We start from the raw sequence: 23375 nt of genomic DNA, 5'->3' as shown, positions 1-23375 counted from the left end.
GCAATTGAAACGGAGCCCGCCGCACTCGATGGTATAAGACTGCCATAGAATTTGACGCGGGGTCGCCACTTCCTGTTCCGGCTGACCTGTTGTTACCTTGTGGGCAGGAGGGACATCGATGAAAAAGGCAATCATATTCGACTGTGAGTTTCTCTGCCTGGAGGGTTCGCAACGCAGATTCTGGTGTGCGGCCCATGATCCTGATCCTGTCATCGCGCAGATCGGTGCCGTCAAGCTCGGGCTGGAAGGCGATTTTCCACTTCTGGAGACCTATAGGGTGTTTATCTCCCCGGTCGACCGTTATGGCAGGCGATATGCGATCGATCCGTTCTTCACCAGATTGACGGGTATCACCGAGGAGATCATTGAGGCGCAAGGCGTTCCCTTGCAGGATGCCCTCTCAAGCTTCGACAGCTTCTCTGAGGGTGCCCAATGCTGGTCATGGGGCAAGGACGAGTTGAACATGATGGCGATCAGCACTTATGTCGCGGGTATCCAGCCGCCCATGCCTGCTCATCGCTTCGACAATGCGGTCAGGCTCCTGCTTACGGCGGGAATGCCGGTCGAGGATCTGGCCAAGACGTCCAGCAACCGTCTCGCCGACTATTACGGCGTTGAGCATCCGCCTTTGCAGGGCCACGATGCGCTCGATGATGCGCTTTCAGTTTCTTATACCCTGCAACATCTTCTGAGGAGCGGAAAGCTCAAGCCGGAAGAATTCGCGCTCGCCGCTTAGCCTATATCAGGCGGAATTGTTCCCGGCCTGTGCTCGCGAAAGGCGGCGGCAAGTGTGCGCAACGCTTCGCGGGACCTGCTGTCGGTCAGCGTCGAAAACATGATGATTTCGCTGGAGGGCAGAGGCGGCAGGCCGAAACGCTGGCTGACCTCGACTGTCCCGGGTGGTGCAAGGCGGCAGGAAAAGACGGAAATCGCAAGCCCGGCCGAGACGGCTGCGGTCACCATCGACGATGTGCCGCCGAGAAACACTTCCGTCCAGGCAATCGCCGCCGCGTCCAGGGCATGGGTGGCGATGTTGCGCACGCCACAGGCGGGTGAAAGTGCCGCCAGCCTGAGCGGTTCGCCCTGACGATGTTCGAATTGCGGGGTTGCGTACCAACCGAAATGCTCCGATCCAAGCACCTCGCCGTCACGCCGGTCATCCTCGCGCCGGATGATGGCCGCATCGATTTCACCACGGTCAAAGGCATCAAGCAGTGCGCGGGAATGGTCCATCCGCACTTCAATCGTAAGGCCGGGGTCGTGATCGTTGAGCCGCGCCAGAAGCGTCGGCACCTCTGGCCCCGCCACATGCGCGGCAATGCCGAGGCCGAAACGGCGGCGCGGCGAGGAAAGGCCTGCCAGTGCCCGATCATGTGCCGCGAGAAATTCGCGGGCGGGTGCGAGAAATACCGCCCCCTGGGCGGACAGACGCACCGAACGCGGTGTTCTTTCGAGCAGCCGCTGGCCAAGCCTGTCTTCCAGCCGTTTGAGCTTGACGCTGATGGCGCCCTGGGTGGTGCCCAGCGTTTCGGCGGCGCGGGTGAAGCTCTGCAGATCGGCGATGGTGACGAAGGCCTCGACGGCTTCCACATCCAGCGTGCTCATCTCGGCCATCCCAATTTGTTGTCTCTGAAATAATCAATCATCCAATTCCGTTATGGTCAAGCCTTGGCTAGTTTGCCTTCGGTTTATTGAGCGGATGGCGCCTGTGCGCCTCCACCCACGAAAGGCTGAAGAATGACCCTTGCTGTTACCGAACAAGCGGCCAGCAGAAGCGCCATGGCGCTCGCTGCCGTTTGTCTCTCCGCCCTGATGTTCGGACTGGAAATTTCCAGTGTTCCGGCAATCCTGCCCACACTCGAGGAGGTGCTGCAGGCGGATTTCCGCCAGCTTCAGTGGATCATGAATGCCTATACGATCGGTGTGACCATGGTGCTGATGGCGACGGGGGCGCTGGCCGACCGCTTCGGCCGCAAACGTGTCTTTATTGCCAGCATCGCTGCTTTTGCACTTTCTTCCCTCGCCTGCGGGATGACGCAGAATGTTTCCGTGCTGATCGGGGCCCGCTTCTTTCAGGGCTTGAGCGGCGGGGCGATGCTGGTGTGCCAGATCGCCATCCTGTCGCACCAGTTCCGCACGGCCCGGGAGCGTGGCATGGCGTTCGGCTGGTGGGGCATCGTCTCCGGCGTGGGGCTGGGTTTCGGCCCGATCATCGGCGGCGCCATCGTCGCGCTGTGGAGCTGGGAATGGGTGTTCCTCGTTCATGTCGTGCTCGGCATCGTGACCTGGCTGCTCGCCGCCGGCGGTGTAAGGGAATCGCGCGATCCGGAGGTGGCGCGTCTTGATCTTGCCGGCATGGCCACGCTTTCGGCTGCCGTTTTTTGCCTCGCTTTTTTCATCACGCAGGGGCCCGAGCTCGGTTTTGCGAGCCCCACGTCGCTTCTTATCCTCGGGGTCTCGGTTGCGAGCTTCATTGCTTTCGTGGTCGCTGAAAAGCGCACGCGGAGGCCGATGTTCGATTTCTCCGTATTCCGCATCCGGCCTTTTTCCGGGGCGATCGTCGGTTCGGCGGCAATGAATATCAGCTTCTGGCCGTTCATGATCTATCTGCCGATCTGGTTTCAGGCCGGTCTCGGTTATGACAGCGTCACCGCCGGCCTCGGCCTGCTTGCCTATACTCTGCCGGCGCTGGTGGTGCCGCCGCTCGCAGAGCGCCTGTCGTTGCGTTATCAGCCGTGCCTCGTCATTCCGGCCGGACTGTTCACCATCGGTCTGGGTTTCATGCTGATGAAAATCGGAAGCGGCATCGAAAATGTGAGCTGGCTCACCATGCTGCCCGGCTGCATCCTTGCCGGCATCGGGCTCGGCTTGACCAATACGCCGGTCACCAACACCACCACCGGCGCGGTTTCCCCCGCCCGTTCCGGCATGGCATCCGGCATCGACATGAGCGCCCGCATGATCTCGCTTGCCATCAACATTCCCATCATGGGCTTCATTCTGGTGGAGGGCGTCCGGGCTTCGTTGCGGGCGAACCTGCCCGCCGGCACGGATATGACTGCCCTGCAATCGCTTGCGGAAAAGATTGCGGCGGGAACCGCCGGCACATCGGCGCTGGGCGTTTCGGAAACGCTCGTCCATCAGGCGCTTGCGGATGGTTTTGGTCTGGTCATGCTTTATGCGGGCATCGGTGTCTGGCTGCTTGCCGGGCTCAGCTTCGTGATCTTCGGACCGGCGCGGCAACCGGCCCGGGACTAAAGCAGGACCCGAAAAGGAAGGGGCGAGTTGTCTCGCCCCAACCTATTCGCTTTTGTCTGGTTTGCTCCCGGCAAGCCCACGGCCGAGCTTGTAAAAGCAAAGTTTCATCCGGCTTCGTTTGTCCGTGCCCTCAAGGCTGGAGACGGGAACCTTAAAACCGAATGTTTCCTCCGGTTCGGCAGAGCGTTCCCGCCAGAAGGCATCGATGTCTGAAACCATCATTTTCTGCCGTCGCGTGCGGCGATAGCGGATGGGGTGCCTGGAATGGCCAATGGCGAGATAATGACACGCATTCACCGAGATGAGGCCCTGCAGAACCATCAATGTCGCTTCCTTGGGGCGAAGTCCCGCAAGGTCGCGCGTGACCGACACCATCTGCTCCTTTGCGGCCCTCGGCCCCTGCATGCCTCCAACAACGATCGTGTGGCGCGCGCTTTCGCACTGTTGCAGAAAAGTAAACGTCGCCGTCCACAGAACGGCATCATCATGGTCGCGCAGAAGTCTGACGGCGAAAGCACCCTCGTGCCGGCCGCCGCAACGGTCGGCCAGGGTCAAAATGCATCGATATTCATCGTTTCGGCCGCGAATGGCGCCCAATTCCACGGTTTTTCCCGCCCAGAGACCGGCCATGACGTTCCGGGAAAAATGCCGGTCCGCAATTGCGAAATTGTCGATGAGAAAAGCCAGCCGCCTTTTCTGCGAGACTTTGTTGAGAAGGAATTTCGACAGGGGTTTTTGCAGAAGCTCATCATGCGGCGGCGGCAATTTTTGCCTTGCCGAAAACGCTGCCAGAAACCACCACCATCGAAAGGTAACGAAAGGGTTGGCCGCAAAACGCATCCAGAAAAGCACCGCCCGCTTCCAACGGGCGCGCTGTACGAAGGTTATGATTCTCCAGAACAATAAAAAGCGGGCTGTATCTGAAGCGGTCTCGGCCACATCATCGGGGACCGGGAACTTCTCTGCCAGAGCGGCAGCATCTTGAGTGCGTGACATGGGGTGGGCTTCCGGCGAAGATCGGCATTCGGCCGAGGCATGCGCCGGGTTTGTGAAGACTTTGTCGAGAAACAGCCGGTTTCATGTGAAGATGTGGCGGCGCGGGCAAGCGAACTGGAAGGGAGGAGACGATTGTCCCCTCGGAGTTTTCAGGTGGCTGCCTTGAACAGAACCGTCACGACGGTTCCACCGGTCTCTCCTGCCTTTATCTGCAGATCGCTGTCATGCGCCTGCGCGATCGCTCTTGCAATCGACAGGCCAAGGCCGGTGCCGCCGGTCTTGCGTGCGCGTGACGGTTCTGTCCGCCAGAAGAGTTCGATGCCGTGCGCCTCGACGCCGGGGGGGAAACCCGGGCCATTATCCTCGATCGCCACGAAGGGGCGCCCGTCGCGAAGTCCGGTTGAGCAGCGCAGGCTCTTACCGCTGGCCGCATAACGGCGCACATTGTCCATCAGGATCAGTAGCAGCTGTCGAAGACGCTGGCGGTCACCGTAAACGGAAGCGGTTGCGAGCGACATATCGAGAGTGAGGCCAGCTTCTTCCATCAGTGGCCGTGCCGCTTCCACCGCCGCCGCGCATTCGGTGGCAAGATCGAGCGGCTGCGTTTCCTGGACGAGGCTGTTGGTTTCCGCAAGGGAGAGCGTCCGCAGATCGTCGACAAGGCGCGTCAGCCCTTCCACATGGACGATGAGGTGACGAATGGCTTCCTTGTCGAGAGGAAAGAGATCATCCACGATACCGTGCAGACGGCCCTGCAGGATGGTAAGCGGGGTGCGCAGTTCATGCGCCACGGCCATGGTGTTGAACTTCAACCGGCGCTCCATCATCTGGAGTTCCCGCGTCAGCGTGTCGAAACTGTCGACCAGAAAAGCGATTTCGACGATGTGGTTCGCCCTGACGGTCTCGCCGCTGCTGAAATCGCCGGATGCCATGCGCCGCGTGGCGACGGTAAGCTTCTCAAGCGGCGCGGCAATGCGCCGGGAGATGAAATAGCCGAGCAGGCTGCACAGCAGGACACCGAGCAGGCCGAATCCGAAGACCGAGGCGAGAAGCTCGTCGTCAGCCTCGTCCTCTATCCTGGGCAAAACCTCGACAAGAGCCCGCAGCTGCTGCTGGTCTGGCATCACGCCCCGGTCGATATCCGAAAAAGCCTTGGCGGCATCGGGCGACAACGTCGCAACGATACGCTCCTCCATGTTATCCGAATACCAGGAGACGCCATGATAGACCATCGCGACCGCAAAGATCAGCATCGTCGTGATTGTGATCGCCGTCATGGTGCTCAGGCTGAGCCGCCAGGGTTTCATGATTTTTGCTCCCCGGCCAGTCGGTAACCGACGCTGCGCACGGAGACCAGATAGCCGCAGGCGCCGTGATCCGCCAGTTTCTTGCGCAGGTTGGCGATGTGCGTGTCGATGGTGCGCGCCAGCGCATCGCTTTCCGGCAGGCAGGCGTCCAGAATATCGGCGCGCTGAAAGGCATGGGTGGGGCGGCGCGCCATATGGGCGAGTATCCTGAACTCGCTCAGCGTGAGGGGCAGAACGGTTCGCCCTGCATCGCTGCAAACAGCCGCGACATAAGCTTCGGTGTCCACTTCGATGGCGCCGAAGCGCAGGACCCCTCCACCGGCCGGCTGGCGTGTGCGTTTCAGCACGGCATTCACCCGCGCGATCAATTCGTGGGGGTTGAAAGGTTTGACGATGTAGTCGTCAGCACCGAGGCGCAGGCCGGTCAGCTTGTCCATATCCTCCGCGAGGGAGGTGACCATGATGACAGGCGTATCCCGTTCCCGCCGGATGCGGTTCAACACCTCGATGCCATCGAACTTCGGCAAACGAATGTCGAGGAGAACCAGATCCGGCCTCAACATGGAGAAATGGGTCAGCGCCGTTTCTCCGTCGCTGGCTCTGACGGTTCTGTATCCCTCGCGAATGAGATAGGCGTCCAGAATCTGAATAATATCGGGGTCGTCTTCGACGATCAGAATAAGCCCTTTGTCCATGCTGAACCCGCAAACTACCTGTACAAGCCGTGTTACGAGCCGGACGCTAAGCGTATGCGAAACATCGGGCAAGAGCCCGTGGCCGGGAATGAAGACTGCCGACACCGCTTTCCGTGCAGTCTTGTATCTTTCTCCGCAAAGCCTTGACATTTCTGCGGAAGAAAACTGGCCATGCACCAGTCTCTCGCCAGCAGAACCCACGAGAAAAAGCGAAATTCAAAATTTCGCGCAAGCGCCATCCGTGTCGCCCACCAGGCTTTTGCGCGTGCCCTGGGCAGCTACTTGCTGCTGGCTCTTTTGGTCGTGCTGGCGCTGATGGTGTTCTTCACGGTCAGGTCCGATATCGACCTGGCTGTTAGCCGGCAGTTCTTCACGAACGGCTTCCGCCTCAGCGAGGATGAGTTCCTGCTTTCCGTCCGCGATCTGAACCGCATGCTTCCGGCTGTTTTATTGCCCGGGCTTGTGTGTCTGCTTGTCGCCACGCTGTTTTCGCGAGGCCTGCTGCGGGTTTTCCCCCCTCACAAGCTGCTGCTTGTCATCGCCTTTTTTGCTCTGGGGCCGGGTGTCGCCGTTCATGTTTTGAAAAAGCTGTTCGGCAGGGCAAGACCGCGCCATCTCGGCGAGTTCGGGGGAGATATGTTTTTTACGCCGGTTCTTTCCCTCGATGGCGGTTGCCTCCGCAATTGCTCCTTTCCTTCCGGTGAAAGCGCTTCCGCAGTCGCTGTTCTGGCCGTGATCATCTTCCTGCCGGAGAAGCTTCGCCTGATCGGCACCGCGATATTGGTGCCGTTCGTGGTGATTGTCTCGCTGAACAGGGTCGCAATGGGGGCCCATTTCCTTTCCGATGTCCTGATTGCATGGCCCTTGATGTTTGTGGTGTTTCTGCTGCTCCACTCGCCCTTTACGAGGTATCGGCAAGCGATCGATGCCGCCTTCTCCCGCAGGATCAGCCGGACGCGGCAGGCCGCAGAAGGAAGACCGTAAGACGACAAGGGCAGCGGAAGACCGCTGCCCTTGCAGCTTCTTTCGAACGCGCCACGCCCGCCCGTCGTGAACGGGCGCTACTGTCGGCGCCTTATTTCACCTGCGCGACTATCAGCTTGCCATCGGCGCGTTCGGCGACGAATTCGATATTCGCGCCTTCCTTGAGCTTGGCGAGGAGGGCATCGTCCTTGATGCGGAACACCATGGTCATGCCCGGCATGTCGAGGTTTTTCAGCTCTTCATGGGTAATGGTGACCTTCTTGGCGGCAGCATCCACCTTCTTGACCGTGCCCTTGGTGAATTCCTGGGCGAAGGCGCCGAAGGGCGCGGTGAGCAGAAGTGCGGCTGCGAGTGTGATGTTAACGATGGTTTTCATGATCAGAGTCCTTTGTTGCTGGATTACTTTGCCGAAACTTTGAGATCGCCGCGCATGCCGGCTTCGTAGTGCCCGGGTTTCAGGCAGGCGAATTCGAACATGCCGTCATTGGTGAACTTCCAGATGATTTCCCCGCTTTCGCCGGGCGCGAGGCTGATGGCGTTCGGATTGTCGTGCTCCATCTCCGGAGCCTTCTCCATCGCGGCCTTGTGCTCCAGATTGGCTTTCTGTTCGTCGAGAATGAACTCATGGTCCAGTTCGCCGGCATTCTTCACGGCAAAACGCACGGTCTTGCCCTTCTTGAATTCGAATTTGGCGGGGGTGAACAGCATCTTGCCGTCCGGGGTTTCCTTCATCGTCACCTGAATGGTCTGGGTCACCTTGGCCTTGTCGCCGGGTTCGCCGATCGCCATGGCCTCATGGCCGCCGCCGTGGGTGCCCGATGCAAAAGCTGGCGTGGCGAGGGCGGCAGCGAGCAGTGCAAGTTTCAGTCTGGTCATGTCATGTTCCTTGGTTTTAATGGAGTTGGGGTTCTGGTGGCGTTGGGTCGTATTCAGCCGTGTTTCATCAGTTGCGGCCTGATCTGCGTTTTGGGGTCGGTGTTTTTCTGCGTATCCGGCAGTTCGCCGGTCCATTCCCAGGCCTGGGTGCCGGGCGGGTTTTCGTACCAGCCGGGATCTGAGTAATCGCCCGCGGAGATGCCTTCGCGAACCTTCACCACGGAGAACATGCCGCCCATTTCAATGGGGCCGTGCGGACCCCATCCCGTCATCATGGGAACGGTGTTCTCAGGGATTTCCATTTCCATCGCGCCCATGTCGGCCATGCCGGCGGTGCCCATCGGCATATAGTCCGGCCGGACCTTGCGGATCTTTTCGGTGACTGTCTTCTTGTCGACGCCGATGAAGGTGGGGACGTCATGTCCCATGGCGTTCATCGTATGGTGCGACTTGTGGCAATGGATCGCCCAGTCGCCGACATATTTGGCGTCGAACTCATAGGCCCGCATGGCGCCGACGGGGATATCGATACTGACCTCCGGCCAGCGTGCCTCGGGTCGCACCCAGCCGCCGTCCGTGCAGGTCACCTCGAAATCGTAACCGTGCATATGGATCGGGTGGTTGGTCATGGTCAGGTTGCCGACCCGGACACGCACCCGGTCGTCCTTGGAGACGACCAGCGGGTCGATGCCCGGAAACACCCGGCTGTTCCACGCCCACAGATTAAAATCCGTCATCGTCATGATTTTGGGAACGGAGGCGCCGGGATTGATGTCGAAGGCGTTGAGCAGGAACACGAAATCGCGGTCCACCGGCATGAACGCCGGATCCTTCGGATGGATGACAAAAAAGCCCATCATGCCCATTGCCATCTGCACCATCTCGTCGGAATGCGGGTGGTACATGAAGGTGCCCGACTTCACGAGGTCGAACTCGTAGACGAAGGTCTTGCCGACCGGGATATGCGGCTGCGACAGGCCACCGACGCCATCCATGCCGGATGGCAGGATCATGCCGTGCCAGTGGATCGTCGTATGTTCCGGCAGCTTGTTGGTCACGAAAATGCGCACCCGGTCGCCTTCGACGGCCTCGATGGTCGGGCCGGGTGACTGGCCATTGTAACCCCACAGGCGGGCGGTCATGCCTTCCGCCATTTCGCGCTCCACCGGCTCGGCGACAAGGTGGAATTCCTTGACGCCATTGTTCATCCGGAAGGGCAGGGTCCAGCCGTTGAGGGTGACAACGGGATTGTAATCGGGCCCGGTGGTGGGTTTCACCGGCGCCTGTGTTGCCGCCGTTTCCATCAATGCCGCTTCGGGCAGGCTGCTGTTGGAGGTTTCCGCCCAGGCCGCCGAGGAGACCATCGCGGCGCTGACGCCCAGAAGTTGTCTTCTATTGAACATGGTCTTTTCCTTTCTCAATGTCCGCCACCGCCGCCGGAAGCGGCGGCAACCTCGGTCTCTCCGCCAGCCGCGCCCGCCCCGCCGCCATAAATGGCGGGGGCGAGACCGGCTTCTGCGAGCCAGAAGTCGCGTTTGGCATCGATGGCGAGCAGGTTCGAATTGACCTTTTCCCGGCTGTCGGCCAGCAGCTCGAAAGTGTTGGTGAGCATGCCGTTATAGGTGAGCAGCGACTCCTCCTCGATCTTCGTGCGCAGCGGCACCACGCTGTTGCGGTAATGCCGGGCGATGTCGTAGTTCGAGCGATAGGCCTGATAGGCCGAGCGGGCCTCCGAGCGGACATTGACGGCCTTTTCTGCCAGGAGGTTTGCCGCGCGCATGTATGCGAGTTCGGATTCCCGCATGCGCGCCTGACCGGAATCGAAGATCGGGATGACGAATTCCAGTTCCGCGCGGCCGGTCGTCTGTTTCTCGATGCCGTCCTCATCCCTTTCGCGCTCGGTCTCGAAACCGGAGCGGAGGCCGAGATCGGTGACGTATCGGGTGGCTTCGGTGAGCTTGAATGACCGTGCGGTCGCCTCCAGATCGAGCTTGGCCATCTGCAGGTCGACGCGGCGTTGCAGGGCTTCGGCCTCGATCATGTCTCGTTTGGCCAGCGCCTTGGGAAGCGGCGGCAGGCGATTGGGGATGCTGTATTCTATATCCGCTCCCCACAGTCCCATCAGCCGCGTCAGTTCCTCCTTGGCAAGGCGGGCCTCCAGCCGCGCCTTGGCGATCTGGCCGGTCAGCTCGGCATAAAAGACCTGCTCGCGCGCCTGGCCTTCCTTGTTGAGTGAGCCCAACTCGCCAAGCTTTTTGGCGAGTTCCGAGGCGGCATCCGCCGCGGTCTGCGCCTGTGCCAGCTGGCCGACATTCTCGACGGCGGCAACAGCATTGATCCATGCGCGGCGGGTATCCGCCGCCAGCTGCAGCGTGTTCAGCGCAGCACCAAGCTGCGCCTTGCGGAAACCGGTATCGGCAATTTCGACGTTCTTTTTGAGGGTGGCGAGCGCCAGAATATTGGTGGCGATGACACCTTCTATCGCCTTGTAGGCCCTGAGACCCGGCGTGCCGATCCCCGTCAGCCCGATGCCGACCGTGGGGTTGACCAGCATGGTCGATTGCCATGCGGTTGCGGCGGATTCACCAAGATCGGCATAGGCCGCCTGCAGGCCCTTGTTGTTCAAAAGCGCCACCTGCACCGCCGTCTCGACATCAAGGGTCTTGCTGGCCGCCATCAGCGACTTGACGCGGGCCTGTGTTGCCTGCGCTTCGGCCCGGTTCTGCACCCAGACTGTCTGCTTTCCGGTCGCCTCGGACGTCTTCGCCGAGACATTGCTGAAACCGGCGTCGCGGGAGGCATATTGCGCGGCCGTGACACAGCCGCTGAGAAAAACCGGCAGGGATAGGACCGCTGCAAGTTTCGCTCCGAGTTTGAATGCCCGGCGTGTCATGATGCGTCTCCTTTCGGAGCCTGCGCATTGTTCTGGTCACGCCAGGGTTTCGGATCGACCGGCATGCGGGCGGTGTAGCCCGAGACCGGGGTCTGGTAACGAATGGGTGCGGCGCCAAGCGCCGGGTTTGCCGCATCGTCATAGGAGGCGGCGTCATTCATCATGGATGTGGCTGTGCAGCCGCCCAGAAGCAGGGGCGCCGCAACCACAATATGGATTGGGTTCATGGGTGTTTTCCGAACAGGAGATACAACGGCGCAGCGGCGCTAAAGCCGCTCACGCACGGTCATTGCCCAAAGGTGGGCTCTGCCTGTTCAGATATTAGGCGGACGGTGCAGCAGCGGGCTCTGGCCCAGCGCCTTGCTGTCATCGGGGAAGGTACGGATGCTGCTAACCACGGGCGTGCCAATGGTGTCGTGGCCGATCAGAATCGCCATGCCGAGACAGAAATCGCCGCAACATTGCGGCTTCGCGGGCTTTTTGGCGCCGCTGTCATTGTCGGCCATATCGTGGTTGTCATGAATGTCGGACGTCATGGCCGAACCGCCATGATCCATCATCTTGCTGTGATCCATCATGACGGATTGATCGTGCCGCATTCCCCCGGTTTCGGGACCATGCATTGCGGCATTGACGGTGGAAACGCTGTAGCCCGCCAGTGATAGGATCATCACCAGTCTGAACAGAAGGGCCAGCAATTTCGATGCTCGCAACGTTTCACGCATGTGCTTTAGAAAAGCCGGAGTCCCGTGATTTGTCAATGGATATACTTCATAACCATTGATGAAAACCTTGTTATGAGGCTGAATATCGCTTCCGCCTCATACCAATCCCCTCATAAAAACCCAATCAAGGTGTCATCGAGAATGAGAAGCTTGCGTGCCTGCGTGCGGGCATATTCCTCGTAAAAACCCTGCGAGATCCAGAGCGCGGAGCGGCCGTGTCGTCCGCTCCAGCCGATGCCGCCGATCAGCTCGGCTGCCGCGAGCTTGCGGCCGATATGGATACGCGACACAGAAAGTGAGGTCGCCAATTGTGTGACCGTCTGTACGTCGGTCAGGCGTCTGCCCTGTTCAGGCGGCCTTTCCCAGTCGATCCCGGCGATCAGGCGGTCCATCAGCAGCCCGCCCGCATCGAACCAGTTGAAGATGATGGAAAGCGGACCGGGGCAGCGCATCTCCGGATGGGACAGGAACGCCTGCGACACGCGGGGATGGATGCGTGGAAGCATGACGTCTGACCGCTTGATGAACCGCGAGGCCCTGAACCCCTCGTCGAGCAGGTCCAGCGCCTGAAAATGAACGTCGTACCATTGGGTGAGCATCGCCATGGCCGGCTGCGAAGGTATCGCCGCGTTGATCCGCCCGTCGTCGGATTGGTCTGCCGGTCTCGTCAGCCCGCATTTCAGTGCCTCCCTGAAGAAGGCATAAGCGACATCATGGCTGGCAAGGCCGTATCGAAGCGCCATATGGGCGAAATCTTTCCGCGTCAGCGCGGCTTCGCCGCCTGCGGTCTCACAGGCGTCGCATTTTTCAAAATAGAGCGCCAGAAGTGCGTGGCATAAAAGCCGGCTCTGTCGCGTCGCAAAAAGCGCAGTCATGTCGGGCGCGCCCCCGTAGAGAGTAATGAAACCTCCCGCCAGAAGACGCAGCGCGGCCGCGAAGGCGTGGTTTTGGAGCAGCGCCTCTATTTCGCAGGGCGATGGCCGGCGGGCATCGGCGGTAGCGGCTGGCAGGCCGGAAATCGCAAAGTCGAAAAAATTGGTCATGGGCCGGGCTCCTCTGGAATATTCCTCCGGCCTAACAGAAGCTGAAATGGCGCGTCTTCTCATTGCGCGCAGAGACGAAATTTTAAGCTGGCGGCATATCCGCGACGCGGGCTTCGCCCGGCGTCATGCCATAGGTGCTGGCGAACACCCGGTAGAAGGTCGCCAGGCTGTCGAAGCCGCAGCCATAGGCGGTCTGTGTGACGGGCAAAGCGGGCAATGCCAGCAGCAAGCGCCTCGCTTCCTCGATCCGCATGGCGGAGAGCGTGCGGGAAAACGACAGTTCCGCGCCTTCGAAGACGACGTGCAATTGCCGCAGCGAAATGCCGAGTTCCTTCGCCACCGCAGCCGGTGTCAGGTGCTGCCAGGATTTTTTCCGCATCATGATCTCCTGGGCCGCATAACAGAGCCCGGTCCTCAGCGCGGCGCGTACCTCCGGCATGGCAGGTGAAAGCCGGCCCCGCACCGCCATGGCGAGCCGTGCGATATGGGCCACGTCGCGGGCGGGGTCGATGAGCCTGCCACGGTCTGCATTGAGTGCATCGAAAAGTGCCCGGAAAGGCCGGGAAATGGCAGTATTTTCCGCATATCGCGTCGCAAACAGGTCATCGGCCGGCTGGCCGAGCATGACCTCGTAGTCCACGGGAATCTTCAGCATCTTGTAGTGAAAATCCGCCTCGTCGCCCGGTATCGCGTCATAGGGCAGGTCGGAATAGTTGATGGTGATATCGCCGCCGCGGACGTTGTGAAGCCGGTCCCGGCCGGCATCCAGCAACCCGGACCCCTTCACCTGAAGGCCGATGCAGAGGCTGTCGCCGGCAATGCGGGCAATATCGGCTTCCGTGCGGTTCACCCGGTAAGAGGAGGCGCGCATCTCGCTCACCACCGCGCCAGCAACGGTGCGTGCCTGAAACGAACCCTTGAAGGCGTGGCGGCGGTCCCGCGCAAGCTCGATCGTCACGCCGAACAGGCTTTTGCCACGCACCTCGCGCCATTGGTCGAAGCGGTGCTCGGGCAGAAAATCATCGGTTGCGAAACGAATGATGGTGTTCGTGACTGGACCCTCCCCGATGATCCCGGCGGTCTATTGTTCCGTTGCGCGAAATCGAAGATGGATGAGCGGATAGGGTCGTCCCTGTCCGTCGAGGTCGGAGCGTCCCGTCGGCTCGAAGCCCAGCCGGCGATAAAAGCCCAGCGCTTCGCCGTTTTGTTCGTTGACATCGGTGGTCAGCGCGGGGTGCAGCGTAAGCGCGCTTTGCACGAGAGCCTTGCCGATGCCTTTGCCGTGATGGTCCGGATCGATGAAAAGCGCCTCCATATGCCCTTCATGGACAAACATGAAGCCGAGCGCGTGGTCTTCAACATCGACAGCGAGCGTCAGCGGTGCCTGCGGCAGGAAAGCTTTGACCTCCTCACCGATCGCGGCGCGATCCGCCGGAAGAAGGAAATCATGGGTGGCGTCCACGGCCCTGCTCCATATGTCGAGGATGCGGGTCGCGTCGCGGCTGGTGGAGGCACGAAGTGTAATCATGTCCCACCCTTAGCAATTGCGGCCTTTTCGCACCATGGGCGGGTCCGATCTTTTCCATGAGCATGTGCGTATTCAATCAATTTCTGCGCCGAAACCCGGCCTGTCCGCTTCCACCCGGTGCCATCCGTCGCCGGTGCCGGAAAATCGTCTTGAAAAAAGTGCTTGCAAAATGCCGCTGGAAAAAAATAGATAAAAAGGACTTCTATCTATTTATTTTGGGAAAGAGGCTAGCTCATGGACCGTGTCGCGGTGCAAATCGAAGAAAACCCGGCCTCGATTCCGGTGGTTGAAGCCAATTCTTCGTTCGAAGAAGCGAAAATTATCTATAATTTGTCATTTAACGATCTGCTGTTCCGTGCGCAGCAGGTGCATCGCTGTCATTTCGATGCGAATGCGATCCAGATGAGCCGGCTCTTGTCCATCAAGACCGGTGGCTGCCCCGAAGATTGCAGCTATTGCAGCCAGTCTGCCCGCAATCCGACCGGTCTGAAGGCTTCCAAGCTCATGGAGGTGGAGCGGGTGCTGGCTGAGGCGCGCAAGGCGAAGGAGGGCGGGGCGACGCGTTATTGCATGGGTGCGGCCTGGCGTAATCCCAAGGAACGCGACATGGAGGCGGTGGTCGCCATGGTGGAAGGCGTGAAGGCGCTCGGCATGGAGACCTGCATGACACTCGGCATGCTGACGCCGGAACAATCCGAACAGCTGGCCGATGCCGGGCTCGATTATTACAATCACAACGTCGATACGTCGGAGCGGTTTTATTCCGAGATCATCACCACCCGCACCTTCGAGGACCGGCTGGAAACGCTCGCCAATGTCCGCGATGCCGGCATCAAGGTCTGCGCCGGTGGCATTCTCGGCATGGGAGAGACGGTCGAAGACCGGATTTCGATGCTGGTAACACTCGCCAACCTGCCGGTTCCGCCTGAAAGCGTGCCGATCAACATGCTGATCCCGATCCCCGGTTCGAAGCTTGCCAATGCCGATCCCATCGATCCGATCGATTTTGTGCGTACCATTGCGCTCGCGCGTATCCTGATGCCGCGTTCGCATGTGCGGCTTTCGGCCGGGCGCACGGAGATGAGCGATGAAACGCAGGCGCTCTGTTTCCTGGCTGGCGCGAACTCCATCTTCATCGGCGAAACGCTGCTGACGGCGGATAATCCGGGGGAGGACCACGATACGGCGCTCTTCCGGCGGCTGGGCCTGAAGCCGATGGAGTTGCAGCCCGTGGAGGCGGGAGGGTGCCGGTGAAGATCTCGGCGCTCTCTGCCTATCAGACGAAGCTCGCGGGCCTCAGCCGCAAATCGCGTCTGCGCGCGCTTGCGTCGCGGGAGGGGGTCGATTTCACCTCCAACGACTATCTCGGGCTTGCCGAAACGCCCCGCCTGAAGGCGGCAATCACCCACGCCATCGAAAGAGGTGTGCCGGTTGGTGCCGGCGGCTCACGGCTGCTGCGCGGCAACCACCCCGAACATGAGGCGCTGGAAGCGGAAGCGGCGGCGTTTTTCGGGGCCGAAAAGGCGATCTATTTCGGCAGCGGTTTTGCCGCCAATGTCGCGCTTTTTTCCACCCTGCCATTGCGGGACGATCTCGTCCTTTATGATGCCCTGATCCATGCCAGCGTGCATGATGGTATTGCGGCCGGCAAGGCCGGGGCGGCGGCCGTGCCCCATAATCAGGTCGAGGCATTCGAGCGGGAGATAATCCGCTGGCGGCAGGCGGGCGGTAGCGGGCGGCCATGGATTGCGGTCGAGAGCCTTTATTCCATGGATGGCGATTGCGCGCCGCTCGCGGCCTTCGCCGATCTTGCCGAACGGCATGGCGGTTTTCTGGTTGTCGATGAAGCACATGCCACCGGCGTCTTCGGCCCCGGCGGCCGTGGCCTCGCCGCAGAACTGGAAGGCCGGCACCATGTGGTGGCGCTTCACACCTGCGGCAAGGCGCTCGGCCTCTCCGGTGCACTTTTGAGCCTGCCTGCGGTTCTTGCCGATTACCTCGTCAACCGCGCCCGTGGTTTCATCTATTCGACCGCGCCTTCACCGCTGATGGCGGCGGCGGTACGGGAAGCCCTGCGCGTCATTGCCGATGAACCCTGGCGGCGCCTACGGCTGGCGGAACTGGTAAATTTTGCCGGCGAAGAACTGCGCTCGCGGCTCGGCGTGACGCCCGGCGGCTCGCAGATCCTGCCGGTGATGATCGGCGACAATGCCCGCGCGCTCAAGATCGCCGCGCGTCTGCGAGACGGCGGTTTCGATGTGCGGGCGATCCGACCGCCGACGGTGCCGGAGGGAACGGCGCGCCTGCGCATCGCCATCACGCTCAATGTGGATGAAAGCCAGATTGCCGCCATGGTCGGCTTGCTCGCCGCTTCGATGCGGGAGGAAGCGGCATGAGTCTGCGTTTCGTGATTTCCGGTACGGATACCGGCATCGGCAAGACGGTTTTTGCCGCAGCGCTGACCCATGCCCTACAGGCGCATTACTGGAAGCCGGTGCAATCCGGACTGGAGGAAGAGACCGACAGCGAGACGGTGGAGCGGCTGGGCGGTGTGCCGCGTTCGCGCATCCTGCCGGAGGCCTATCGTTTGAAAACGCCCGCCTCACCGCATCTTTCAGCCCGCCTCGACGCCATCACGATCGATCCCGCGCTTTTACAGCCGCCGCAAATCGATGGAGCGTTGGTGATCGAGGGGGCGGGCGGGCTTCTGGTGCCACTGACGGACACGGTGCTCTTCGCCGATATTTTCGCCCGCTGGCAAATTCCGCTCATCCTGTGCGCCAGAACCGCACTCGGCACCATCAACCACACGCTGCTGTCGCTTGAGGCGCTGCGGCACCGGGCCATTCCGGTGCAGGGCGTGGTTTTCATCGGCGATGCAAACCGGGAAAACGAGCGCGTCATAACCGATATCGGCGCGGTGCGTCCGCTCGGCCGTTTGCCGCGCCTGCCGGAAATCACCACCGAAGTGCTGCATCAGGCCTTCGCGCAACACTTCAATCTCGCTGATTTTCTGGAGGTGCCGGCATGAGCCGTTTCCCCGTCTGGCATCCCTTCACCCAGCATGGGCTGGAGCCGCCGATGAAACGTGTGGTCTCGGCGGAAGGGGCTTTTCTGGTCGATGAGGATGGCAATCGCCTGTTCGATGCCATTTCATCCTGGTGGGTTATCACTCATGGGCACCGGCATCCGGCGATCATGGCGGCCATCCGCGCCGCCACCGAGACCCTGGACCAGGTCATCTTCGCCGAATTTTCCCATGAACCCGCCGAGGTGCTGGCAAAGGGGCTGATCGAACTCGCCCCCGCCGGACTAAGCCATGTGTTTTATTCCGATAGCGGCTCGACGGCGGTGGAAGTGGCGCTGAAAATGGCGCTTGGTTATTTCCACAATTGCGGTGAAAAGCGCGATCGCATCGTGGTGATGGAGCATGGCTATCACGGCGATACGATCGGCACCATGTCGACCGGCGAGCGCGGCGTGTTCAATGCCGCCTATGAGCCGCTGCTCTTCGGCGTCGACCGACTGGCCTTTCCGCAGGCGGGCAGCGAACAGCGCACATTGGACATGTTCGAGGCCTTTTGCCGTTCCGGCCGTGTCGCCGCCCTGCTGATCGAACCGCTGGTGCTTGGGGCCGGCGGAATGAAGATTTACGGCGCGGATGTGCTGGCCGGGTTGAAGCAGATCGCCGAACGGCATGGCTGCCTCGTCATCGCCGATGAGGTGATGACCGGGTGGGGCAGGACGGGAACCCTGTTCGCATGCGAACAGGCGGGCGTTTCACCGGATATTCTCTGCACCTCCAAGGGGCTGACCGGCGGCTCCCTGCCGCTGGCGGCAACGCTGTGCAGTGCACAGATTTTCGATGCGCATTTTTCGACCGACCGCCGCAAGACCTTTTTCCATTCGAGTTCCTATACGGCCAATCCGATCGCCTGCGCTGCCGCCGTCGCCAATCTTCAGGTCTGGCGGGATGAACCGGTTCTCCAGCGCGTCGGGCAGGTGCAACAGGCGCTGCGCGACAATCTCGAGCGATTTGCGGATGATGGCCGTTTCACCGGCATCCGGCAGGCAGGCACCATTGCCGCGCTCGATCTCGTGGTGCCGACCGGCGGTTATCTTGCCGAGGCAGGGCCCCGCATGCGGCAATTGTTCCGCGAGCGTGGCTTCCTCATCCGCCCGCTCGGCAACGTGCTTTACCTGATGCCGCCCTATTGCTCGACAGGCGGAGATCTGGCCCGCGCCTTTGATGTTATCGATGAGGTTGCAGGGATCGTCACCGACGTTGCATCGGCGAAATCATGCACCGTCGGGAGATAGAGGGCAGCCATGTTGAGACTATTGCGAAAGTTCTGACGATGCGGACACGTTCTTCCCGCATGGCCGGTTTTGGCCATGCCGTTCCGTCACGATGTGTCGACAATGCCGAGATCGAGGCCAGCCTCGGGCTGGAAGCCGGCTGGATCGAGCGGCGAACCGGCATTCGCACGCGTTATTGGGCGGAAGAGGGCGACACGCTGAGCGGCCTTGCCGCAAAAGCCGGCCGCATGGCGCTGGAAGATGCAAAAATCAACGCCGATGACATCGCATTGACGCTGCTTGCGACCTCCACGCCGGACCATCTTCTGCCGCCTTCCGCACCGCTGCTGGCACACAGGCTCGGTTTGGCGCGATCCGGCGCGATCGATCTTGCCGGGGCCTGTTCCGGCTTTCTCTATGCGCTCACCCTCGCGGATGGTTTTGTCCGCACCCATGGCCATGCCGTGCTCATCGTCGCTGCCAATATTCTGAGCCGCCGCATCAACCCGGCGGAAAGGGCAAGTGCGGTCCTCTTCGCCGATGCGGCCGGCGCCGTCGTGCTCAGCCCCTGTCGGGAGGCGCCGCGTGGCCTGTTATCGGCCGATCTCGTGGCGGATGGCAGCGGTTACGATCTCATCCAGATAGCCGCAGGCGGCAGCAGCCAGCCCTTTTCCGCCGATATGCCTGCCGAAAATGCCCTGATGACGATGCGCGACGGCCGCGAGGTCTTCTCCCGCGCCGTGGCGCTGATGACGCAGACTTCACAACGGGTTCTGCAGGAAGCGGAAATGACAGCGGCCGATATCGCCCGTTTCGTGCCGCATCAGGCCAACGCCCGCATGTTCGACGCGGTTTGCGGCAATCTCGGCATCGACCGGCAAAAGACGGTGCGAACGGTGGAGACCTTCGGCAATTCTTCTGCCGCAACCATTCCGCTTTCGCTGTCGGTCGCCCACGCCGAAAGACCCTTCGTGGAGGGCGAAAACCTGCTGTTGACCGCTGCCGGCGCAGGCATGACGGGCGGGGCGGCCGTTTATCGGGTTTGAGTGTCTGGCATGCTGGCAAGTGGTCGATACGCAGGTGACAGAGTCACGGGTTCCGGGCGCAGCTACGCGAAAACTCGCATTAGACCGTGCGAAGGTGCCCCGAAGTCAAAATTCGGCAAAACGGGCTGCCTGGTAACGTACTAAATTGTCTTAAGGTGTTTGGTGGAGCTAAGCGGGATCGAACCGCTGACCTCTTGCATGCCATGCAAGCGCTCTCCCAGCTGAGCTATAGCCCCATAAGGGTTCCGGCATTTCTTCCGGTTCCGGGAACCGAAGCGGTTGTTGTTCCGTTCGGTGGCGGCTTACTACTGCGGCTTTCCGACGAGTGCAAGCATAAAAAACGGCCCGGCGTCATTTTTTTGTCGTCGGGCCGAATTATCAAGTAAAATCAAGCTTCTTCGTCGTCGCCCGGTACGCCGATGATGCCGGACATGTCGTCGTCATCATCTTCGTCGTCGGTTTCGAGGAAGGTGTCGTCGTCGTCGTCGATTTCAACGTCGTCGTCGTCGCCCAGATCCGGGATGTCGTCGCCGCTGTTGTCGCCATCGGCATCTTCCAGCGACACGAGTTCGACTTCCGTGTTTTCGGTATCGACTTCCGCCACTTCCTCTTCTTCAGCCTGCTCCATCTTGGCCTGAGCCGTGCTTTCCTCGAAGAAGGAGAGCGGCCAGGACTTGCCGGTGTAGGGAGAAACGACCGGATCGCGGTTCAGATCGTAGAACTTCTTGCCGGTATCGGGGTCTGTGCGCTTGGTACCAAGTTCCGCTTTTGCCACTGTCTAAGCCTCAAATTGTCGAATGAGTTTCGGTGTGTACGCCGTAAAACCGGCATAGACGGTAAAATTTATAGCCGGTCCCCTTAATCGTTGCGCTCTTTCGTGTCAAAGACAAACTTCGGGTGCCGCCTCCCCTGGCGCAAGCCCTATTTGTGAATGCTGATATAAAAGGGGAGGCTTTGCACACTCTATTATATGAATGACGGATGCACAGGCGGATAGTTTCATGACCTTCACGATCGCCATAGACGGGCCGGCTGCGGCGGGCAAGGGAACCCTTTCGCGCAGGATTGCGGAAACCTATGGTTTTCATCATCTCGATACCGGCCTGACCTACAGGGCGACCGCCAAGGCGCTTCTGGATGCCGGCCTGCCGCTCGATGACGAGACGGTGGCTGAGAAGGTGGCGCTGGAAGTCGATCTTGCGGGGCTCGATCGCTCCGTTCTTTCCCGGCACGACATTGGCGAGGCGGCGTCGAAGATTGCGGTGATGACGCCGGTCAGGCGGGCGCTTGTGAAGGCGCAGCAGCGTTTCGCCGCAAGGGAGCCGGGCACGGTGCTGGATGGCCGCGATATCGGCACTGTGGTCTGCCCGCAGGCGCCGGTGAAGCTCTACGTCACGGCCTCTGCCGACGTGCGGGCGCGGCGCCGCTATGATGAAATTCTGGCCAATGGCGGCAATGGTGATTATGATGCCATTTTCGCCGAAGTGAAAAAACGTGACGAGCGCGACATGGGCCGCGCCGACAGCCCGCTGAAGCCGGCGGAAGACGCGCACTTGCTAGATACGTCGGAAATGAGTATAGAGGCGGCGTTTCAGGCCGCGCGCACGATCATCGACGCCGCCCTGAAGAAACAGGTTTCTCGCGGAACCGCTTGAATTCGGTCCGCGTTTAGTCCGGAATTGCCTGAAGACATGTCCTTGCGCCGGAAAGCCTTTTGAAAAGGCGGGCATGGGTTCGGGTATCAACAACACTAGCCCACCGGCGCTTTGTATTCGCCCCTGCGCGGATGCATTCAGGAGATTTCATGTCAGTATCTACCCCCACGCGCGACGATTTCGCAGCGCTTCTCGAAGAATCCTTTGCCGCTAACGATCTTGCCGAAGGCTATGTTGCCAAGGGTATCGTAACGGCAATCGAGAAGGACGTCGCCATCGTTGACGTCGGCCTCAAGGTCGAAGGTCGCGTTCCGCTCAAGGAATTCGGCGCGAAGTCCAAGGACGGCACGCTGAAGGTCGGCGACGAAGTCGAAGTTTACGTCGAGCGCATCGAAAACGCTCTCGGCGAAGCCGTTCTGTCGCGCGAGAAGGCTCGCCGCGAAGAAAGCTGGGTCAAGCTCGAAGCCAAGTTCGAAGCTGGCGAGCGCGTCGAAGGCGTCATCTTCAACCAGGTCAAGGGTGGCTTCACCGTCGATCTGGACGGCGCTGTTGCGTTCCTGCCGCGTTCGCAGGTCGACATCCGTCCGATCCGCGACGTTACCCCGCTGATGCACAACCCGCAGCCCTTCGAAATCCTCAAGATGGACAAGCGCCGTGGCAACATCGTTGTTTCGCGCCGCACGGTTCTTGAAGAGTCGCGTGCCGAGCAGCGTTCTGAAATCGTTCAGAACCTCGAAGAAGGCCAGGTTGTTGACGGCGTCGTCAAGAACATCACCGATTACGGTGCGTTCGTTGACCTCGGCGGCATCGACGGCCTGCTGCACGTCACCGACATGGCATGGCGCCGCGTCAACCATCCTTCGGAAATCCTCAACATTGGCCAGCAGGTCAAGGTTCAGATCATCCGCATCAACCAGGAAACCCACCGTATCTCGCTCGGCATGAAGCAGCTCGAGTCCGATCCGTGGGATGGCATCTCCGCCAAGTACCCGGTTGGCAAGAAGATCTCCGGTACGGTCACGAACATCACCGACTACGGTGCATTCGTGGAGCTGGAGCCGGGCATCGAAGGCCTGATCCACATTTCCGAAATGTCCTGGACCAAGAAGAACGTACATCCCGGCAAGATCCTGTCCACGAGCCAGGAAGTCGACGTTGTCGTTCTCGAAGTCGATCCGTCCAAGCGCCGTATCTCGCTCGGCCTCAAGCAGACGCTGGAAAACCCGTGGCAGGCATTTGCCTACAGCCATCCGGCCGGCACTGAAGTTGAGGGCGAAGTCAAGAACAAGACCGAATTCGGTCTGTTCATCGGCCTCGAAGGCGATGTCGACGGCATGGTTCACCTGTCGGATCTCGACTGGAACCGTCCGGGCGAGCAGGTCATCGAAGAGTACAACAAGGGTGACGTCGTTAAGGCTGTCGTTCTCGACGTTGACGTTGAGAAGGAACGCATCTCGCTCGGCATCAAGCAGCTCGGCAAGGACGCTGTCGGCGAAGCCGCTTCTTCCGGCGACCTGCGCAAGAACGCAGTTGTTTCCGCTGAAGTCATCGGCGTCAACGATGGCGGCATCGAAGTGAAGCTCGTCAACCACGAAGACCTCACCTCGTTCATCCGTCGCGCTGACCTTTCCCGTGACCGCGACGAGCAGCGCCCTGAGCGCTTCTCGGTTGGCCAGGTTGTCGACGCCCGCGTCGTCAACTTCTCGAAGAAGGACCGCAAGGTCATGCTTTCGATCAAGGCTCTGGAAATCGCTGAAGAGAAGGAAGCCGTCGCACAGTTCGGTTCGTCCGACTCGGGCGCTTCGCTCGGCGACATCCTCGGCGCGGCTCTGAAGAACCGCGGCGAATAATCGCTCCGATCTTTCGACATGAAGAACCCGCCGGAATTTTCCGGCGGGTTTTTTGTTGGCTCGACTGGCCTTGCTGACTTCAGCGCCAAGGGTCTGGCTTTTCTCGACGTCATCCTTGGGTTTGTCCCAGGATTTAAACACGTCTACAAAATCAAGATGTTATAGGTCCTAGGAATGAGCCGAAGATGACGTCGGCGCAATTGACGCGGCTCGCCTTCCC

24 protein-coding genes and 1 tRNA gene are annotated in these 23375 nt (G+C 60.5%); 10 read left to right on the top strand and 15 right to left on the bottom strand.

Annotated elements, in window-relative coordinates:
* The first annotated feature begins 118 nt into the window (after positions 1 to 118).
* Complete coding sequence (locus O3S81_RS24515) at positions 119 to 736, top strand: 3'-5' exonuclease (RefSeq protein WP_269347413.1); 618 nt, start codon at positions 119 to 121, stop codon at positions 734 to 736.
* On the opposite strand, the gene O3S81_RS24510 is transcribed toward O3S81_RS24515, so the two are convergent.
* Complete coding sequence (locus O3S81_RS24510; RefSeq protein ID WP_269347411.1) at positions 733 to 1605, bottom strand: LysR family transcriptional regulator; 873 nt, start codon at positions 1603 to 1605, stop codon at positions 733 to 735. The genes O3S81_RS24515 and O3S81_RS24510 overlap by 4 nt on opposite strands.
* A gap of 132 nt (positions 1606 to 1737) precedes the next feature.
* On the opposite strand from O3S81_RS24510, the gene O3S81_RS24505 reads away from it, so the two are divergent.
* The gene (locus O3S81_RS24505; RefSeq protein ID WP_269347409.1) at positions 1738 to 3258 is read left to right on the top strand and encodes an MFS transporter; all 1521 of its coding nucleotides are present in this window, start codon (positions 1738 to 1740) and stop codon (positions 3256 to 3258) included.
* A 42-nt stretch (positions 3259 to 3300) separates the two neighbouring features.
* Here O3S81_RS24505 and O3S81_RS24500 read toward each other — a convergent pair whose 3' ends face one another.
* The 3 genes from O3S81_RS24500 to O3S81_RS24490 all read right to left on the bottom strand — a co-directional run bounded on the left by O3S81_RS24500 (position 3301) and on the right by O3S81_RS24490 (position 6256).
* On the bottom strand, positions 3301 to 4098 hold the full coding sequence (locus O3S81_RS24500; protein WP_269347472.1) for a DUF535 family protein: 798 nt from the start codon (positions 4096 to 4098) through the stop codon (positions 3301 to 3303).
* 305 nt (positions 4099 to 4403) lie between these two features.
* Entirely contained in the window at positions 4404 to 5561 is a 1158-nt protein-coding gene (locus tag O3S81_RS24495; RefSeq protein ID WP_269347407.1) for an ATP-binding protein, read from the bottom strand.
* Positions 5558 to 6256: a response regulator gene (locus O3S81_RS24490; RefSeq protein WP_269347405.1), complete on the bottom strand. Its 699-nt coding sequence runs from the start codon at positions 6254 to 6256 to the stop codon at positions 5558 to 5560. Before O3S81_RS24490 ends, O3S81_RS24495 begins: the two co-directional genes overlap by 4 nt.
* 171 nt (positions 6257 to 6427) lie before the next feature.
* On the opposite strand from O3S81_RS24490, the gene O3S81_RS24485 reads away from it, so the two are divergent.
* On the top strand, positions 6428 to 7240 hold the full coding sequence (locus tag O3S81_RS24485; protein ID WP_269347403.1) for a phosphatase PAP2 family protein: 813 nt from the start codon (positions 6428 to 6430) through the stop codon (positions 7238 to 7240).
* A 91-nt stretch (positions 7241 to 7331) separates the two neighbouring features.
* Here the strand turns inward: O3S81_RS24485 and O3S81_RS24480 are convergent, their stop codons facing one another.
* The 9 genes from O3S81_RS24480 to O3S81_RS24440 all read right to left on the bottom strand — a co-directional run bounded on the left by O3S81_RS24480 (position 7332) and on the right by O3S81_RS24440 (position 14305).
* Positions 7332 to 7616, bottom strand: a complete 285-nt coding sequence (locus O3S81_RS24480) for a copper-binding protein (RefSeq protein WP_269347402.1) — start codon at positions 7614 to 7616, stop codon at positions 7332 to 7334.
* Between the two features lie 23 nt (positions 7617 to 7639).
* The gene (locus O3S81_RS24475; RefSeq protein ID WP_269347400.1) at positions 7640 to 8116 is read right to left on the bottom strand and encodes a cupredoxin domain-containing protein; all 477 of its coding nucleotides are present in this window, start codon (positions 8114 to 8116) and stop codon (positions 7640 to 7642) included.
* 53 nt (positions 8117 to 8169) lie between these two features.
* On the bottom strand, positions 8170 to 9519 hold the full coding sequence (locus O3S81_RS24470; RefSeq protein WP_269347398.1) for a multicopper oxidase family protein: 1350 nt from the start codon (positions 9517 to 9519) through the stop codon (positions 8170 to 8172).
* Positions 9520 to 9533: 14 nt separating this feature from the next.
* On the bottom strand, positions 9534 to 11009 hold the full coding sequence (locus O3S81_RS24465; RefSeq protein ID WP_269347396.1) for a TolC family protein: 1476 nt from the start codon (positions 11007 to 11009) through the stop codon (positions 9534 to 9536).
* Positions 11006 to 11236 (bottom strand): hypothetical protein, encoded by a 231-nt coding sequence (locus O3S81_RS24460; protein ID WP_269347395.1) that lies wholly within the window; start codon positions 11234 to 11236, stop codon positions 11006 to 11008. Before O3S81_RS24460 ends, O3S81_RS24465 begins: the two co-directional genes overlap by 4 nt.
* A gap of 87 nt (positions 11237 to 11323) precedes the next feature.
* Positions 11324 to 11734, bottom strand: a complete 411-nt coding sequence (locus O3S81_RS24455; protein WP_269347393.1) for a hypothetical protein — start codon at positions 11732 to 11734, stop codon at positions 11324 to 11326.
* Positions 11735 to 11844: 110 nt separating this feature from the next.
* Positions 11845 to 12777 (bottom strand): hypothetical protein, encoded by a 933-nt coding sequence (locus O3S81_RS24450; protein ID WP_269347391.1) that lies wholly within the window; start codon positions 12775 to 12777, stop codon positions 11845 to 11847.
* An 82-nt stretch (positions 12778 to 12859) separates the two neighbouring features.
* Positions 12860 to 13759, bottom strand: a complete 900-nt coding sequence (locus O3S81_RS24445) for a helix-turn-helix domain-containing protein (RefSeq protein ID WP_269347389.1) — start codon at positions 13757 to 13759, stop codon at positions 12860 to 12862.
* 99 nt (positions 13760 to 13858) lie between these two features.
* Positions 13859 to 14305 carry an acetyltransferase gene (locus O3S81_RS24440; protein WP_269347387.1) on the bottom strand — a complete coding sequence of 149 codons (447 nt, stop codon included), beginning with the start codon at positions 14303 to 14305 and terminating at the stop codon, positions 13859 to 13861.
* Between the two features lie 234 nt (positions 14306 to 14539).
* Between O3S81_RS24440 and bioB the strand changes: the two genes are divergently transcribed.
* The 5 genes from bioB to O3S81_RS24415 are packed head-to-tail and all read left to right on the top strand — an operon-like array spanning position 14540 to position 19650.
* Positions 14540 to 15559, top strand: coding sequence for a biotin synthase BioB (gene bioB, locus O3S81_RS24435; protein WP_269347385.1), 1020 nt, complete (start codon positions 14540 to 14542; stop codon positions 15557 to 15559).
* Positions 15556 to 16701: an 8-amino-7-oxononanoate synthase gene (locus O3S81_RS24430; protein WP_269347470.1), complete on the top strand. Its 1146-nt coding sequence runs from the start codon at positions 15556 to 15558 to the stop codon at positions 16699 to 16701. Before bioB ends, O3S81_RS24430 begins: the two co-directional genes overlap by 4 nt.
* Positions 16698 to 17336 carry a dethiobiotin synthase gene (gene bioD, locus O3S81_RS24425; RefSeq protein ID WP_269347383.1) on the top strand — a complete coding sequence of 213 codons (639 nt, stop codon included), beginning with the start codon at positions 16698 to 16700 and terminating at the stop codon, positions 17334 to 17336. Before O3S81_RS24430 ends, bioD begins: the two co-directional genes overlap by 4 nt.
* Positions 17333 to 18625, top strand: coding sequence for an adenosylmethionine--8-amino-7-oxononanoate transaminase (locus O3S81_RS24420; RefSeq protein WP_269347381.1), 1293 nt, complete (start codon positions 17333 to 17335; stop codon positions 18623 to 18625). Before bioD ends, O3S81_RS24420 begins: the two co-directional genes overlap by 4 nt.
* A gap of 38 nt (positions 18626 to 18663) precedes the next feature.
* Positions 18664 to 19650 (top strand): beta-ketoacyl-ACP synthase III, encoded by a 987-nt coding sequence (locus O3S81_RS24415; protein ID WP_269347379.1) that lies wholly within the window; start codon positions 18664 to 18666, stop codon positions 19648 to 19650.
* A gap of 160 nt (positions 19651 to 19810) precedes the next feature.
* Here O3S81_RS24415 and O3S81_RS24410 read toward each other — a convergent pair.
* Together O3S81_RS24410 and O3S81_RS24405 are read right to left on the bottom strand one after the other, a co-directional pair.
* Positions 19811 to 19886, bottom strand: a tRNA-Ala gene (locus O3S81_RS24410).
* A 152-nt stretch (positions 19887 to 20038) separates the two neighbouring features.
* Entirely contained in the window at positions 20039 to 20425 is a 387-nt protein-coding gene (locus O3S81_RS24405) for a TIGR02300 family protein (protein WP_063947181.1), read from the bottom strand.
* A gap of 199 nt (positions 20426 to 20624) precedes the next feature.
* Here O3S81_RS24405 and cmk point away from each other — a divergent pair, with 199 nt between their 5' ends.
* Positions 20625 to 21305, top strand: a complete 681-nt coding sequence (cmk, locus tag O3S81_RS24400) for a (d)CMP kinase (protein WP_269347377.1) — start codon at positions 20625 to 20627, stop codon at positions 21303 to 21305.
* 149 nt (positions 21306 to 21454) lie between these two features.
* A complete protein-coding gene (rpsA, locus tag O3S81_RS24395) occupies positions 21455 to 23155 on the top strand; it encodes a 30S ribosomal protein S1 (protein WP_269347375.1) in 1701 nt (566 codons plus the stop codon).
* Positions 23156 to 23375: the final 220 nt, after the last annotated feature.

The sequence above is a fragment of the Agrobacterium sp. SOY23 genome (genome assembly GCF_027212525.1).
Lineage (GTDB): Bacteria > Pseudomonadota > Alphaproteobacteria > Rhizobiales > Rhizobiaceae > Agrobacterium > Agrobacterium tumefaciens_I.
The sequence above is the reverse complement of the archived record's forward strand: the minus strand, read 5'-3'. Positions and strand labels throughout refer to the sequence as shown.